This is a genomic window from Hydrogenophaga flava NBRC 102514 (assembly GCF_001571145.1).
In the GTDB taxonomy this organism is placed as follows: Bacteria; Pseudomonadota; Gammaproteobacteria; order Burkholderiales; family Burkholderiaceae_C; genus Hydrogenophaga; species Hydrogenophaga flava.
Genome location: NZ_BCTF01000009.1, coordinates 25,002 through 39,528 on the forward strand (window position 1 = coordinate 25,002; position 14,527 = coordinate 39,528).

The 14,527-nt window shown below is 61.5% G+C and carries 16 protein-coding genes and 1 tRNA gene; 9 read left to right on the plus strand and 8 right to left on the minus strand.

What is annotated here, in order from left to right; all coding sequences use genetic code 11:
- Window positions 1-12: 12 nt before the first annotated feature.
- Both HFL01S_RS09540 and HFL01S_RS09545 read right to left on the minus strand, forming a co-directional pair.
- The gene (locus tag HFL01S_RS09540; RefSeq protein ID WP_369407721.1) at window positions 13-642 is read right to left on the minus strand and encodes a lytic transglycosylase domain-containing protein; all 630 of its coding nucleotides are present in this window, start codon (window positions 640-642) and stop codon (window positions 13-15) included.
- A 73-nt stretch (window positions 643-715) separates the two neighbouring features.
- Window positions 716-2,461: a proline--tRNA ligase gene (locus HFL01S_RS09545; RefSeq protein ID WP_066257788.1), complete on the minus strand. Its 1,746-nt coding sequence runs from the start codon at window positions 2,459-2,461 to the stop codon at window positions 716-718.
- A 176-nt stretch (window positions 2,462-2,637) separates the two neighbouring features.
- Here HFL01S_RS09545 and HFL01S_RS09550 point away from each other — a divergent pair, with 176 nt between their 5' ends.
- Entirely contained in the window at window positions 2,638-3,276 is a 639-nt protein-coding gene (locus HFL01S_RS09550) for an RNA pyrophosphohydrolase (RefSeq protein WP_066257790.1), read from the plus strand.
- Between the two features lie 22 nt (window positions 3,277-3,298).
- Here the strand turns inward: HFL01S_RS09550 and proB are convergent, their stop codons facing one another.
- The 4 genes from proB to rplU all read right to left on the minus strand — a co-directional run bounded on the left by proB (window position 3,299) and on the right by rplU (window position 6,251).
- Window positions 3,299-4,474: a glutamate 5-kinase gene (proB, locus tag HFL01S_RS09555; protein ID WP_084383187.1), complete on the minus strand. Its 1,176-nt coding sequence runs from the start codon at window positions 4,472-4,474 to the stop codon at window positions 3,299-3,301.
- 18 nt (window positions 4,475-4,492) lie between these two features.
- Entirely contained in the window at window positions 4,493-5,569 is a 1,077-nt protein-coding gene (cgtA, locus tag HFL01S_RS09560) for an Obg family GTPase CgtA (protein WP_066257991.1), read from the minus strand.
- A 99-nt stretch (window positions 5,570-5,668) separates the two neighbouring features.
- On the minus strand, window positions 5,669-5,926 hold the full coding sequence (gene rpmA / locus HFL01S_RS09565) for a 50S ribosomal protein L27 (RefSeq protein ID WP_066257792.1): 258 nt from the start codon (window positions 5,924-5,926) through the stop codon (window positions 5,669-5,671).
- Window positions 5,927-5,939: 13 nt separating this feature from the next.
- Window positions 5,940-6,251, minus strand: a complete 312-nt coding sequence (gene rplU, locus HFL01S_RS09570) for a 50S ribosomal protein L21 (RefSeq protein ID WP_066257794.1) — start codon at window positions 6,249-6,251, stop codon at window positions 5,940-5,942.
- Between the two features lie 282 nt (window positions 6,252-6,533).
- Between rplU and HFL01S_RS09575 the strand changes: the two genes are divergently transcribed.
- The 8 genes from HFL01S_RS09575 to HFL01S_RS24640 all read left to right on the plus strand — a co-directional run bounded on the left by HFL01S_RS09575 (window position 6,534) and on the right by HFL01S_RS24640 (window position 13,169).
- Window positions 6,534-7,463, plus strand: a complete 930-nt coding sequence (locus tag HFL01S_RS09575; RefSeq protein ID WP_066257795.1) for a polyprenyl synthetase family protein — start codon at window positions 6,534-6,536, stop codon at window positions 7,461-7,463.
- A gap of 47 nt (window positions 7,464-7,510) precedes the next feature.
- Window positions 7,511-7,587: transfer RNA gene (locus tag HFL01S_RS09580), tRNA-Pro, on the plus strand.
- A gap of 152 nt (window positions 7,588-7,739) precedes the next feature.
- Entirely contained in the window at window positions 7,740-9,476 is a 1,737-nt protein-coding gene (gene pilB / locus HFL01S_RS09585; RefSeq protein WP_066257796.1) for a type IV-A pilus assembly ATPase PilB, read from the plus strand.
- Between the two features lie 30 nt (window positions 9,477-9,506).
- Complete coding sequence (locus tag HFL01S_RS09590) at window positions 9,507-10,724, plus strand: type II secretion system F family protein (protein ID WP_066257798.1); 1,218 nt, start codon at window positions 9,507-9,509, stop codon at window positions 10,722-10,724.
- Between the two features lie 5 nt (window positions 10,725-10,729).
- Window positions 10,730-11,572 carry a prepilin peptidase gene (locus tag HFL01S_RS09595; protein ID WP_066257800.1) on the plus strand — a complete coding sequence of 281 codons (843 nt, stop codon included), beginning with the start codon at window positions 10,730-10,732 and terminating at the stop codon, window positions 11,570-11,572.
- A 14-nt stretch (window positions 11,573-11,586) separates the two neighbouring features.
- Complete coding sequence (gene coaE / locus HFL01S_RS09600; protein WP_066257801.1) at window positions 11,587-12,177, plus strand: dephospho-CoA kinase; 591 nt, start codon at window positions 11,587-11,589, stop codon at window positions 12,175-12,177.
- 39 nt (window positions 12,178-12,216) lie between these two features.
- Window positions 12,217-12,972 carry a cell division protein ZapD gene (zapD, locus tag HFL01S_RS09605; RefSeq protein ID WP_066257803.1) on the plus strand — a complete coding sequence of 252 codons (756 nt, stop codon included), beginning with the start codon at window positions 12,217-12,219 and terminating at the stop codon, window positions 12,970-12,972.
- Between the two features lie 8 nt (window positions 12,973-12,980).
- Window positions 12,981-13,169 (plus strand): DNA gyrase inhibitor YacG, encoded by a 189-nt coding sequence (locus tag HFL01S_RS24640; protein WP_084383188.1) that lies wholly within the window; start codon window positions 12,981-12,983, stop codon window positions 13,167-13,169.
- 6 nt (window positions 13,170-13,175) lie between these two features.
- Here HFL01S_RS24640 and HFL01S_RS09610 read toward each other — a convergent pair whose 3' ends face one another.
- Complete coding sequence (locus tag HFL01S_RS09610) at window positions 13,176-13,646, minus strand: NUDIX domain-containing protein (RefSeq protein WP_066257804.1); 471 nt, start codon at window positions 13,644-13,646, stop codon at window positions 13,176-13,178.
- Window positions 13,643-14,521: an ATP-binding protein gene (locus HFL01S_RS09615; protein WP_066257806.1), complete on the minus strand. Its 879-nt coding sequence runs from the start codon at window positions 14,519-14,521 to the stop codon at window positions 13,643-13,645. Before HFL01S_RS09615 ends, HFL01S_RS09610 begins: the two co-directional genes overlap by 4 nt.
- Between the last annotated feature and the right edge of the window lie 6 nt (window positions 14,522-14,527).

A 14,527-nucleotide genomic window follows, 5' to 3' on the forward strand; every position in this document is an offset into this window, starting at 1 on the left:
GCGCTCTGGCCCTCAGACGGCCGGAAGCACCCAGTTTCGGGCCGCCGCGTACACCGCGTTGGGGTACTCGGCGCGGCCACGGCTGCCGTTGTAGCGCCCCAGCGCCATGAAGGTGTCGCCACGCTCGCGGTCCAGGTAGTGGCGCAGGATCACACAGCCGAAGCGGATGTTGGTCTGCATGTGGAACAGCTTGCCAGGGTCACCGTCGCCGATCAGGCGCGACCAGAACGGCATGATCTGCATGTAGCCGCGTGCGCCCACACGCGAGATGGCGAACTTGCGGAACGCGCTCTCGACCTGGATCAGCCCCATCACCATGGTCGTGTCCAGCCCGGCGCGGCGGGTCTCATACCAGACGGTCTGAAGGAATTCGATGCGGGTCTGGAAATCCGGCTTGCGCTTCTTAAGACGCTCGCTCATCGCGCTCATCCAGCGCAGATAGGCCAGCCGCTTCTCGGTGTCGGTGAACTCGGGCACCGGCGGCGCGCTGTTGGCGATGGCCGAACTGAGCGCCGTGCGCACCGAATCGGCCAGGGGCTCTTCCACCTGACCGCCGGCATGCACCAGACCTGTGCCCAGCCATCCGGCCGAACCCAACGCCGCCACACGCAGCAGGCACTGGCGGCGGTCCAAAGAGGACATGGTTGCGGTCATCGAGCAACCTTCCGTGCTGCGCACTGCAGGGCTGAACACCTTCGGAGCGGCCGTTCGGCGTTCACGCGCCCAGTCGACCCTTGACGAAGGCCAGGGCTTCAGCGGCCGGCACCTTGGTCGCAGCGGCGTCGCGGCGGTGCTGGTACTCGACCATGCCTTCCTTGAGACCCCGATCACCGATGGTTAAGCGGTGTGGCACGCCGATCAGTTCCCAGTCCGCGAACATGGCACCCGGGCGCTCACCGCGGTCGTCCAGGATCACGTCCACGCCCGCGGCCAGCAAGCCAGCGTAGAGTTCGTCCGCCGCGGCTTTCACAGCCTCGCTGCGGTCGGCACCGACCGGGCAAACCACAACGGTGAAGGGTGCGATCGCGTCGGGCCAGACGATGCCACGCTCATCATGGTTCTGCTCAATGGCCGCCGCCGGCAGGCGCGTGATGCCGATGCCGTAGCAACCCATCTCGAAATGCTTGGGCTTGCCATCGGTGTCCAGGAAGGTCGCGTTCATGGCCTTGCTGTACTTGGTGCCCAGGTAGAACACGTGACCGACCTCGATGCCGCGCTCGATAGCCAACGGCCCCTTGCCATCAGGCGAAGGATCGCCTTCAACGACATTGCGCAGATCCGCCACCAGGTCAGGCTCGGGCAGATCGCGACCCCAGTTCACGCCCGTGGTGTGGAAATCGGGCTCGTTGGAACCGCAGATCCAATCGGCCATCACCGCCACCTCGCGGTCGGCCACGATCTTGAGCGACTGCTTCAGACCGACCGGCCCCAGGTACCCGGGCTTGCAGCCGAAGTGCGCGTCGATCTCGGGGATGCTTGCGAAGCGGAACCCCTTGTCCAGACCAGGCACCTTGCTCACCTTGACCTCGTTCATGTCGTGGTCACCGCGCAGGAGCAGCAGCCAAACCTGGCTCTTGACTATTTCCCCGGCCTCGTTGAGCTCGTCGGTCGCCAGTACCAGCGACTTGACCGTGATGACCAGCGGCACGCCCAGGTACTCGGCCACATCGGCGCAGGTGCTCTTGCCCGGTGTGGCGGTCTTCACCATCGGATTGGCCGGCGCGGGCCGCGGACCAGCCGGCGCCAGCGCCTCGGCCTTCTCCATGTTGGCCGCATAGTCGCTGGCCGGGCAATACACGATGGCGTCTTCCCCGGTCGCCGCGATCACCTGGAACTCCTCGCTCAGATCGCCACCAATGGCACCGCTGTCGGCAGCCACCGCGCGGTACTTCAGGCCGAACCGGTCGAAGATGCGGCGGTATGCCGCCGCCATGACCTGGTAGCTGGCCTTGGCGCCAGCCTCGTCGCGGTCGAAGGAATAGGCGTCCTTCATGATGAACTCGCGCCCGCGCATCAGGCCAAAGCGCGGCCGGCGCTCGTCGCGGAACTTGGTCTGGATCTGGTACAGGTTCTTGGGCAGCTGCTTGTAGCTGCGCAGCTCCTGGCGCGCCACGTCGGTCACCACCTCTTCGCTGGTCGGCTGAATGATGTAGTCCCGCTCGTGCCGGTCTTTGATGCGCAGCAGCTCCGGCCCCATCTTCTCGAAGCGGCCGGTCTCCTGCCAGAGTTCGGCCGGCTGCACGACCGGCATGGTCATCTCAACCGCGCCAGCCCGGTTCATCTCCTCGCGCACGATGGCCTCCACCTTCTGGATCACGCGCAACCCCATGGGCATGTAGTTGTAGATACCGGCGCCGAGCTTGCGGATCATGCCGGCACGGGTCATCAGCTGGTGGCTCACCACCTCGGCATCGGCGGGGGCTTCCTTGAGGGTGGTGATGAGGAACTGGGAGGCTTTCATGGGCAAACCACCACAAAGGTGGACAAGGGCATGGAGACAGGTCGGAAAGTGGCTGGAGCGCAGTGGCTCCGTCGGTCGGTGTTTACCCGGCGTTGGGCCGCTGCGGCATCGCATCTGGTACGCAATTTGTCATGCGCGATGCATAATCCAGACAGTTCAAAAATTTGGGGTTGATTATGCTTGACAGAGAAGGCTTCAGGCCCAATGTCGGCATCATTCTGCTCAACCAGCGAAATCAGGTGTTCTGGGGCAAGCGCATCCGCTCCCACTCTTGGCAGTTTCCGCAGGGCGGCATCGACCGAGGGGAAACCCCCGAGCAGGCCATGTACCGGGAGCTGCACGAAGAGGTGGGGCTCAAGCCCGAACATGTCTGCATCGTCGCCCGCACGCGGGACTGGTTGCGCTACGAAGTGCCAGACCGGTTCATCCGCAGAGATGCCCGCGGTCACTACAAAGGTCAGAAACAGATCTGGTACCTGCTGCGCCTCGTCGCGCAGGACTGGAACCTGAACCTGCGTGCCACCGACCATCCTGAATTCGATGCCTGGCGCTGGCACGACTACTGGGTGCCACTCGATGTGGTGGTCGAGTTCAAGCGCGGTGTGTACGAAATGGCGTTGACCGAACTGGCGCGTTACCTGCCCAAGAACGACCACCGCAACCGCTACCTGCGCTCGGGTGTCAGGCCGCAGCGATCCGGCGCGGAACAGATCCCTCACGCCATGCCCCGTCTGTGTCCCGGCGGCATGGAACTGCCGCCAGGCGCCAGCTTCGACCCCGACCCCCAGGCCCAGCCTCGTCCCGGCCTGGACTGACCACCCGGGACAAGTCCCCTGCTCAGGTGCGCGTGAGCACCAGGTTGTCTCGGTGGATCATCTCGGGCTCGGCGGCGTAGCCCAGCAGACGTTCAAAATCTGCAGACGATCTGCGGCAGATCAGTCGCGCTTCCGGGCTGGCGTAGTTCGCCAGGCCGCGCGCTATCTCTGTTCCGTCCGCACCCCGTACCGCAATCACGTCGCCGCGCGAGAACTCCCCCTCGACACCGGTCATGCCGATGGGCAGCAGGCTTTTGCCTTCGCCCACGATCTTTTCGACTGCCCCTGCGTCGACCAAGACCGCACCTCGCATCTGCAAGTGGTCGGCCATCCACTGCTTTCGCGCCTGCTGTTTCGCGGTCTGAGCCACCAGACAGGTTCCAATGGCCTCACCATCACAAAGGCGCTGCAACACGCGCGGCTCACGCCCCCACGCGATCACGGTGGACGCCCCCGAACCGGCGGCACGTTTGGCCGCCAGGATCTTGGTGATCATTCCGCCCTTGCCAATGCCAGAACCCGCGCCACCGGCCATGGCCTCCAGTTGCGGGTCACCTGCGCGCGCCACATGCACAAAGGTCGCCGAAGGATCACGGCGCGGATCTGCGGTGTACAACCCTTTCTGGTCCGTCAGGATGATCAATACATCCGCCTCAACCAGATTGGCCACCAGGGCGCCCAGCGTGTCGTTGTCACCGAACTTGATCTCGTCGTTGACAACGGTGTCGTTTTCGTTGATCACCGGAACCACTCCAAGCTGAAGCAATGTCAGCAGTGTGGACCGTGCGTTGAGATAGCGCTCGCGATCAGCCAGATCCGCGTGTGTCAGCAGCACCTGCGCACTGCCGACGCCACACTCGCGCAGCTTGGTCTCATACATCTGGACCAGCCCCATTTGCCCGACGGCTGCCGCAGCCTGCAGTTCGTTGATTTCTTTCGGACGGCTCGTCCAGCCCAGCCGCTTCATGCCCTCGGCGACGGCACCGCTGCTGACCATGATCAGCTCACGCCCGTCTTGAACAAGGGCTGCCAGCTGCTGACTCCAGTGGCCGATGGCCGCCTCGTCCAGCCCCCGCCCTTCATTGGTGACCAGACTGGATCCCACTTTGACGACAATGCGTCGCGCAGACCTCACCACCGGAGGAATACCGCTCAGGTCGTTGATATGAGCGGTCGCTGGGCTTCCCACATCTGCCATGGTCGTATCGGTGTTTCGTCAATCGGGTTGTTGATCACTGCCAGCAAAGCGTGGGTCTACCACAGCAGGTGCCTGCGCATCTTCGTGAACCTTGGCAATGTGTGCGCAGATCTTTTGGACCAGCAGTTCGCAGCCTTCACGGGTGAGCGCTGAAATCTCGAACATCGGTCCCTTGTGCCTGAGCCTCTTGACGATGTCTTTCACCCGGGATTCCCGCTCTTCGGCCGGGACCATGTCCAGCTTGTTGAGCACCAGCCATCGAGGCTTGGCGTACAGCTCCGGATCGAACTTCTTGAGCTCGGCCGCAATGGCCTTGGCCTGCTGCACCGGATCTACCGTGTCGTCGAAGGGCGCCACATCCACAAGATGCAGCAACAGCCGGGTGCGCTGCAGGTGACGAAGGAACTGATGCCCCAGACCTGCTCCTTCCGAGGCACCCTCGATCAGGCCCGGCACATCGGCCACCACAAAGCTCTTCTCTGGCCCCACGCGCACCACCCCCAAGTTGGGGTGCAGCGTGGTGAACGGGTAGTCCGCGATCTTCGGCCGCGCGTTGGAAATGGCTGCAATCAGAGTCGACTTGCCCGCATTCGGCATTCCCAGCAGACCGACATCCGCCAGTACCTTGAGCTCCAGCTTGAGCGTGCGCCGCTCCCCGGGCCAACCGGGCGTCTTCTGCCGGGGCGCCCGGTTGGTGGAACTCTTGTAGTGCATGTTGCCAAAGCCACCATCACCGCCTTTGGCAATGGTGATCTGTTCACCCGGCTGGAGCAACTCGAACAGCACGTCACCCGTCTCTGCGTCGGAAATGATGGTTCCCACCGGCATCTTGAGGACGATGTCATCACCCTTGACGCCAAACATGTCGGACCCCTTGCCGTGCTCGCCTCGCTGCGCCTCAAAACGGCGCGTGTAACGAAAGTCCACCAGTGTGTTCAGGCTGGCATCTGCAAGAGCGTAGACATGGCCGCCACGGCCACCGTCCCCACCGTCCGGACCACCGAACTCCTTGTACTTCTCATGCCGGAACGACGCGCAGCCGTTGCCGCCATCGCCTGCAGCGACATCGATCGTGGCTTCGTCCACAAACTTCATGATCAGTGCTTCCGAAAAATCAAACAAAAAAGGCCCGCGAACGGCGGGCCTTTCCACAGGATGCTGCCATACAGCCAGTGGCCCGGAAGGGCCACCGCATCACACCGGCGTGATGCTCACGGTATGACGGTTCAGTGCACCCTTGGTAGCGAAGGTCACATGCCCGTCCGCAGTCGCGAACAGGGTGTGGTCCTTGCCCACACCGACGTTGGTGCCGGGATGGAACTTGGTACCGCGCTGGCGCACGATGATGGAACCGGCACTGACCAGCTCACCACCGAATGCCTTCACACCGAGCATCTTGGGCTTGGAATCACGCCCGTTTCGCGTAGAGCCGCCGCCTTTTTTCTGTGCCATTTCAAACTACTCCTCAGGCGGCGATCACAGCGATCTGCAGCTCGGTGAAATTTTGACGATGACCCTGGCGCTTCTGGTAGTGCTTGCGACGACGCATCTTGAAAATGCGCACCTTGTCGTGCCGACCATGAGCCACCACGGTGGCCTTGACTGTTGCGCCAGAGACCAGGGGAGTGCCAACCTTGAGTTCGCTGCCATTGCCGACAGCCAGAACCTGGTCGATCACGATTTCCTGGCCCACTTCCGCAGCAATCTGTTCTACTTTAATTTTTTCGCCGGCAGCAACGCGATATTGCTTGCCACCGGTTTTTATGACCGCGTACATAGGAACCTCATGAAGTTTTTGCCAGCAGGGATTTGCCTGGCACTCGGCAGACGGACTTCCGCCGAACCGCGAATTGTAGCACCCTTCAACCTCCAACAGGAAGTGGCACGACACATCCCAAAGCGAGCAACCGGAAGGTCGCCACTCCCACATGGACGCCGATCAGGCACGCCCTGCCCGGTTCCTATAATCCGCGCACTTCACTCAGCCGAACCGCGGTAGCCGATCTTGACACCAGCAAGCCCTCCCAACGACTCGCCTCTCGACCTGATACGGCTGGACATGCGGGCCGTTGACCTGGTGATCAATGAGCGCCTCACCTCCGAGGTTCCTCTGGTCAAGGAAGTGTCCCAATACATCATCTCTGCGGGCGGCAAGCGATTGCGACCAGCCCTGCTGCTGCTCGTCAGCGGCGCCCTGGGGAGCGACCACCAGCACCGACACACCCTGGCCGCTGTGGTTGAGTTCATCCACACCGCAACCCTTTTGCATGACGATGTGGTGGACGAATCCACACTGCGGAGAGGCCGCGCCACCGCCAACGAACGGTTCGGAAATGCACCCAGCGTGCTGGTGGGTGACTTCTTGTATTCCCGCGCATTCCAGATGATGGTAGATGTGGACAACATGCGGGTCATGCAGGTGCTTTCCGATGCCACCAATGTCATTGCCGAAGGAGAAGTGCAGCAGTTGGTGAACATGCACGACCCCTCTCTCGACGAGACCGCCTATCTCCGCGTGATCCGATCTAAAACCGCCAAGCTGTTTGAAGCAAGCGCCCGACTGGCTCCGATCCTTGCAGGAGCGTCTGCCGAGGTGGAAAGCGCATGTGCCGTCTATGGCCAGGCGCTGGGTACTGCGTTCCAGGTGATTGACGATGTCCTTGACTACGAGGGAGATGCACAGGAGTTGGGCAAAAACCTGGGCGATGACCTGCGCGAAGGAAAGGTGACGCTCCCCATCATCTGCGCACTCAAAAAGGCATCGCCCGAACAGCAGCGACTACTGCAGGCCGCCATCGTTGAAGGAGACGTGGAACACATGGACACCATCCTGCACATCACTCGAGAAACAGGCGCCCTCGAGGCCGCCCGATCAAGTGCCATGGCCGAGGCCCGCCGAGCCATGGAAGCAGCTCGAACGCTGCCGGACAACCCGCACCGTTCGGCTTTGCTACAATTGGCGGCTGACTTGTTGGAGCGACGCTCCTGACAGACAAAAACGGCGCAGATCGGCTTACGCCAGATCGCGCGCTTCGGCGGGGTGTAGCTTAGCCTGGTAGAGCGCTACGTTCGGGACGTAGAGGCCGGAGGTTCGAATCCTCTCACCCCGACCAAGTTTTTTGTCTGCCTGCACCGGTTTCCACCGGCCTCGCGGGCATCAATCGATACCTTCATACAACGCACTGCCTATGCGCAGGTACGATTTCGACACAGTTTGGGTGAATTGTGTCTTCCAAGTTGTTGATTTACGATAGATTACGCGGTTATGGCATCTGTCGAAACAGCCCCTCAAGATACGCCTTCCATGGCTCTGCCCGGATTGGGCAGGGCGCTGGTGAGCGCAGGAAAGCTGGGACAAAAGGCCGCCGAAGATCTGTACAAGAAGGCTCAAAGCGGGCGCACCAGCTTCATTGCAGAACTGACAGGTTCTGGGGCCGTTTCCGCTTCCGATCTCGCTCACACCATGTCCACGGCGTTCGCAGCGCCCCTGCTGGATCTTGATGCGATCGACCTTCAGAGACTGCCCAAAGGCCTGCTAGACCCCAAGATCTGCAGCGATTACCGCATTGTTGTCCTCAGCAAACGCAACAACCGTTTGATGGTGGCTACGGCCGACCCGGCCGATCAGCAGGCTGCAGAGAAGATCAAGTTTGCGACCCAGTTGGGTGTGGACTGGGTCATCGCCGAGTACGACAAGCTCAGCAAGCTCATTGAAGCGCAATCCACCACCGCCAATGAGGCGATGGACCAGATCGTCGGCGGCGAGTTCGAGTTCGACGAGTTTGCAGCTGAAGCTGTCACGACCGAATCCGACAAGACCACATCGTCGGAAGTCGATGACGCGCCGGTGGTTAAGTTCTTGCACAAGATGTTGCTGGACGCGTTCAACATGCGGGCGTCGGACCTCCACTTTGAGCCATACGAGCACAACTACCGGGTGCGTTTTCGCATCGACGGGGAGTTGCGCGAAATCGCCTCGCCGCCAGTTGCGATCAAGGACAAGCTCGCGTCCCGCATCAAGGTGATTTCCAGAATGGACATCTCCGAGAAACGGGTTCCCCAAGACGGCCGCATGAAGCTCAAGGTAGGGCCTGAGCGGGTGATCGACTTTCGTGTCAGCACTTTGCCAACGCTGTTCGGTGAGAAGATCGTGATCCGTATTCTCGACCCCAGCAGTGCCAAAGTGGGCATCGATGCCCTCGGCTACGAGCCGGAGGAGAAGGAGCGTCTGCTCAGCGCGATCTCACGACCATACGGCATGGTGCTCGTCACAGGTCCGACGGGCTCGGGCAAGACCGTCTCGCTCTATACCTGCCTGAACCTGCTGAACAAGCCCGGCATCAACATCTCCACGGCAGAAGACCCGTCGGAAATCAACCTGCCTGGCGTCAACCAGGTCAACGTCAACGAAAAGGCGGGTCTGACGTTTGCTGCCGCGCTCAAGGCGTTCCTGCGGCAAGATCCGGACGTCATCATGGTCGGCGAAATTCGCGATCTTGAAACTGCAGACATCTCGATCAAGGCTGCCCAGACTGGCCACATGGTCCTGTCGACACTGCATACCAATGACGCCCCGACCACACTCACGCGCATGATGAACATGGGTATCCCCACGTTCAACATTGCTTCCAGCGTGATTCTCATCACCGCCCAGCGACTTGCAAGGCGCCTGTGCCCAAATTGCAAAGCACCGCTGGATGTGCCGCGCAAAGCCTTGCTGGATGCCGGGTACAAGGCAGAAGAACTGGATGGAAGCTGGACTCCGTACAAGCCGGTGGGCTGCTCATCCTGCAACAACGGTTACAAGGGCCGGGTCGGCATCTATCAGGTGATGCCTATTTCGGAGGAAATCCAGCGAATCATCCTCAAGGGTGGCAGCGCTCTGGACATTGCCCAACAGGCGTCGCGTGAAGGTGTCAGAAGCCTGCGCGAGTCGGGGCTCCTCAAGGTCAAGCAGGGTGTGACATCGCTGGACGAAGTGCTCAGCGTCACGAACGAGTAATCGCCATCCGGACCGGGAAACGAGGAACACATGGCTACCGCAGCATCAAAAGGCACTCAGGATTTCGTGTTCGAGTGGGAAGGCAAGGATCGCAACGGAAAAGCGGTTCGGGGAGAAACACGGGCCATTGGAGAGAACCAGGTGCTGGCCGCCATGCGCCGCCAAGGCATTGTGGTCACCAAGGTCAAGAAGCGCCGGATGCGCTCGGGCAAGCGGATCAAACCCAAGGACATCGCTATCTTCACCCGCCAGTTGGCAACCATGATGAAGGCAGGCGTTCCTCTCCTGCAAGCCTTCGACATTGTGGGACGTGGCAACCCCAATCCGAGCCTTTCCAAACTGCTCAACGACATCCGGTCCGACGTCGAGACCGGCACCTCTCTCAGCGCAGCCTTCCGCAAGTACCCGCTGTACTTTGACAGTCTGTATTGCAATCTCATCGAAGCTGGGGAGGCGGCCGGTATCCTGGAAGAGTTGCTGGACCGCCTGGCAATCTACATGGAGAAAACGGAGGCGCTGAAGTCGAAGATCAAGTCGGCCCTCATGTATCCGGTCGCGGTGATCATCGTGGCGTTCGTGGTGGTGGCGGTCATCATGATCTTTGTGATCCCGTCCTTCAAACAGGTATTTACCTCGTTCGGAGCCGATCTGCCCGGCCCCACCTTGTTCGTGATTGCGATGAGCGAGTTTTTCACCGAATACTGGTGGTTGATTTTCGGTGGCATCTTCGGCGTTTCTTACTTCTTCATGCAGGCTTGGAAGCGCAATGAAAAAGTGCAGATGTTCATGGACCGGCTGCTGTTGAAAATGCCCATCTTCGGGGCATTGGTGGAAAAGTCGGTCATCGCACGATGGACCCGCACACTGGCCACCATGTTCGCGGCCGGCGTTCCGTTGGTCGAAGCGCTCGACTCTGTCGGAGGTGCATCAGGGAATTCGGTTTTTTCCAAAGCCACCGAGCGCATCCAGCAGGAGGTGTCGACTGGCACCAGCCTGACCAACGCCATGACCAATGCCAACATCTTCCCTTCTATGGTGCTGCAGATGTGTGCCATCGGTGAAGAGTCCGGTTCCATCGACCACATGCTGGGCAAGGCCGCTGACTTCTACGAGGCCGAAGTGGACGATATGGTCGCGGGTCTGTCCAGTCTGATGGAGCCCATCATCATCGTGGTACTGGGCACGGTGATTGGTGGCATCGTGGTATCGATGTACCTGCCAATCTTCAAGCTGGGTCAGGTCGTTTGATCAGCATGGTCAACCTGCTGGACGCTGCATTGCTGGGCGTTCTGGGCCTGTTGGTTGGCAGCTTCCTCAATGTGGTCATCCACCGACTGCCCAAGATGATGGAGTTGCGGTGGGCCGCCGAATGTTCGGAACTCCAAGGCGCTGCAGACAACTCCAACGCTGCAGCCCCCTACAACCTCATGGTGCCCCGCTCTGCGTGTCCGCATTGCGGGCACCAGATCCGGTGGTTTGAGAACATCCCCGTAGTCAGTTACGTGGCGCTGGGGGGGAAATGTGCCGGCTGTAAGACATCCATCAGCGCCCGCTACCCTGCGGTTGAACTCGTGACCGGCGCTCTGTTCGCGTGGTGCGGCTGGGCCTGGGGCCTCGGCTGGGAGTCGTTGGTGTGGAGCGGATTCGCTGCAAGTCTGGTAGCGCTGACCTGCATCGACTGGGACACCACGCTGCTGCCCGACGACATCACCTTGCCGCTGCTATGGGCTGGCTTGTGCTCGTCGGCGATAGGGCTCACTCGCGTACCTCTGGCCGACTCGTTGTGGGGCGCTGTCGGCGGCTATTTGTCGCTCTGGCTGGTGTATTGGGGATTCAAGCTGGCGACGGGCAAGGAAGGCATGGGCTACGGCGATTTCAAGCTCTTCGCTGCGCTGGGGGCTTGGTTCGGCTGGCAGGCACTGGTGCCGATCATCCTCATGGCTTCGGTCATCGGAGCCATCGTCGGTATTGGCATCAAGGTGTTCTCCCAGTTGCGCGAGGGGGGCTATGTGCCGTTCGGCCCCTTCCTGGCCCTGGCTGGGCTCACTTCGCTGTTCTTCGGGCCCCGCGCCATTCTGGCTGCGATCGGCCTCTGACCATCCCGCCAGCCATGCGCCGCGTGGGGCTCACAGGAGGCATAGGCAGCGGAAAGAGTACCGTGGCCAACACCCTGAAGGCGTGCGGAGCCACCGTTCTGGACGCTGATCACGTCGCGCGCATGTGCACCCAGGCTGGCGGAGCAGCCATGCCGGACATTCGGCACCACTTCGGCGAAGCATTCGTTTCCGTTGATGGCTCCATGGACCGCGACAGGATGCGGACACACGTGTTTGCAAACCCGCAAGCCAAAGTGCTGCTGGAGTCGATCATCCATCCACGGGTGCATGAGGAGCTGGAGCGACTGGTGCGCACAAGCCATACTGCTTGCGTGGTGTTCGATGTGCCCCTGCTCGTCGAATCGGGCCGCTGGCGCTCCCGCCTCGACACCGTGTTCGTGGTGGACTGCGCGCGCGAAACCCAGATCGCTCGGGTCATAGCGCGCAACGGCTGGCCCCGCCAGCAGGTCGAGAGCGTCATCGCCCAGCAGAGCCCACGTGCCGTACGACTGGCCAGCGCTGACGGTGTGCTCTGGAACGATGGAATCGATCTACCAGCGCTGCAAGCCTTGGTCCTGGGAATGGCTCGCCGGTTGGGACTATGATGAACGGCCCATGACCGAACCTCTGCGCCCTTTGACGCTGTGATCCTGTACGAATACCCCTTCAACGAGCGCGTCCGGACGTACCTCCGACTGGAGCATCTGTTCACCCGCCTGACCGAGCTGGTGACTCGCACCGACGCGCTGGATCACCATTTCGCCATCCAGACCATATTCGAGATCATGGACGTGGCTTCCCGCGCGGACATGAAGTCAGACGTCCTCAAAGACATTGACCGGCACCGCATCCAGCTCAACGGCTACCGAGGCAACCCGGCCATTTCCGAGCGGGTGCTCGACGAAGTCATTGGCCAGCTGGATGCCTGCTTTTCAGAACTCAGTGGTGCGACTGGCAAAACCGGCCAGTCTCTGACCGACAACGACTGGCTGATGGCCATTCGAAGCCGCATCGGCATTCCGGGTGGGACCTGTGAGTTTGACCTGCCCGGCTACTTCCACTGGCAGCACCATCCAGCGCCGCTGCGCCAAGCCGACCTTCAGCGCTGGGTACAACCCCTGGCACCGCTGGCCGAAGCGATCATGCTGCTGCTGAAGATGATGCGGGACTCCGGGTCCCCTCACAAAGTGGTGGCGCCCGGCGGCCAGTTCCAGCAAAACCTTCCTCAAGGCCGTACCTACCAGCTGCTGCGCCTTGCCATTAATCCGAACCTCGGGCTGATCCCAGAGATCAGTGGCAACCGCCTGATGCTGTCGGTGCGCTTGCTGCGCCTGGGAGAGGACGAACGCCTGCATCCCGCCGGGGAGGATGCGTCCTTTGAGCTCACACTCTGCTCCTGAACGCCTTCATGAGCCAGAGGCCCAAACAGGTGACATGCCCGACATGCGGAGGTGCGAGCCTGTACTCCCCCACCAACCGCCACAGGCCTTTCTGCAGCGAACGTTGCAAGCAGACGGATCTGGGCGCCTGGGCCAGCGAACAGTTCAAAGTGCCTGAGCAGGCGTCCGACCGCGAGCCAGGCTTCGAAGAGCGCTGAGTCGGTTCAGCAGGCAGACGAGGCAGCTCCCGCCTCTTCTTCGGCCAGCCAGGCGAGCACCGGCACCGTCCCGGGCAACACGGGCTCGCAGCTCACTGGCAACCGCTCCCAGCGATGGCTCTGACCCTCATGCATGTGCAGGTCCCCGGACCAGTCGTAGACCTTGCAGAAGTTCAGGCGGACCAGCGCGTGGGGATAGTCGACCAGTGATTGCCGCCAGGCCATGGCTGGGCCAATGGTGACGCCGATCTCCTCCTGCAGCTCCCGTCGCAAGGCCTGCTCCACGCTTTCTCCAACCTCCAACTTGCCGCCCGGGAACTCCCAGTAACCAGCGTAGACCTTGCCGGGTGGTCGGGATGTCAGCAGATAGCGCCCCTCGACATCGACGAGGATACCGACTGCGACCTCGGTGACCGGGCGCTGCGCCCCCTCCGTGGTACCGCCGCCATCGACCACCAGCACCGCAGCCTGGTTCATGGCTGCGACCGATGAGAGCCCGCGTAGTCGCGGGCGAACTGGTAGGCCACGCGTCCGCTGCGCGACCCTCTTTCGAGCGCCCAGACCAAAGCCTGCGGTCGCGCCGCTTCGACTTCGGCAGGAGCCACACCAAACGAGGCCAGCCACTGGGCCACGATGCTCAGGTACTCGTCCTGGCTGAACGGGTAGAAGCTGACCCAGAGCCCGAAGCGCTCGGACAGGGAAATCTTTTCCTCCACCACTTCGCCGGGATGCACTTCGCCATCGGTGGTGTGGGTGTACGTGAGGTTTTCCTTCATGTACTCCGGCAGAAGATGCCGGCGGTTGCTGGTGGCGCAGATCAGGACGTTCTGCCCTGCCGCCGACACCGTTCCATCGAGGATGGACTTGAGCGCCTTGTACCCCGCCTCGCCGTCCTCGAAACTCAGGTCATCGCAGAAGACCAGGAAGCGCTCGGGCCGATCGGCCACTACATCCACGATGTCGGGGAGGTCCACCAGATCAGCTTTGTCCACCTCGATCAGTCTCAAACCCCGCGGGGCGTATTCGTTCAGGCAGGCCTTGATCAAAGACGACTTGCCGGTACCACGCGCCCCCGTCAACAACACGTTGTTGGCGGGCAAACCTTGCACGAACTGCTCGGTGTTGCGCTGGGTCTTTTCCTTCTGCCCGTCAATTTCCTGAAGATCGGCCAAGCGCATCTGGGCCACATGGCGCACCGGCTCAAGGACGCCGTGACCGCTGCTGCGTTTGCGGTAGCGGAATGCAATGGAGGCGCTCCAGTCGGGAGCACCCAATGGCTGGGGCAGCACCGACTCGATACGGGAGATCAGCTGTTCGGCTCTTTGCAGGAGCCGTTCGAATTGCTCGTTCATGCCCAG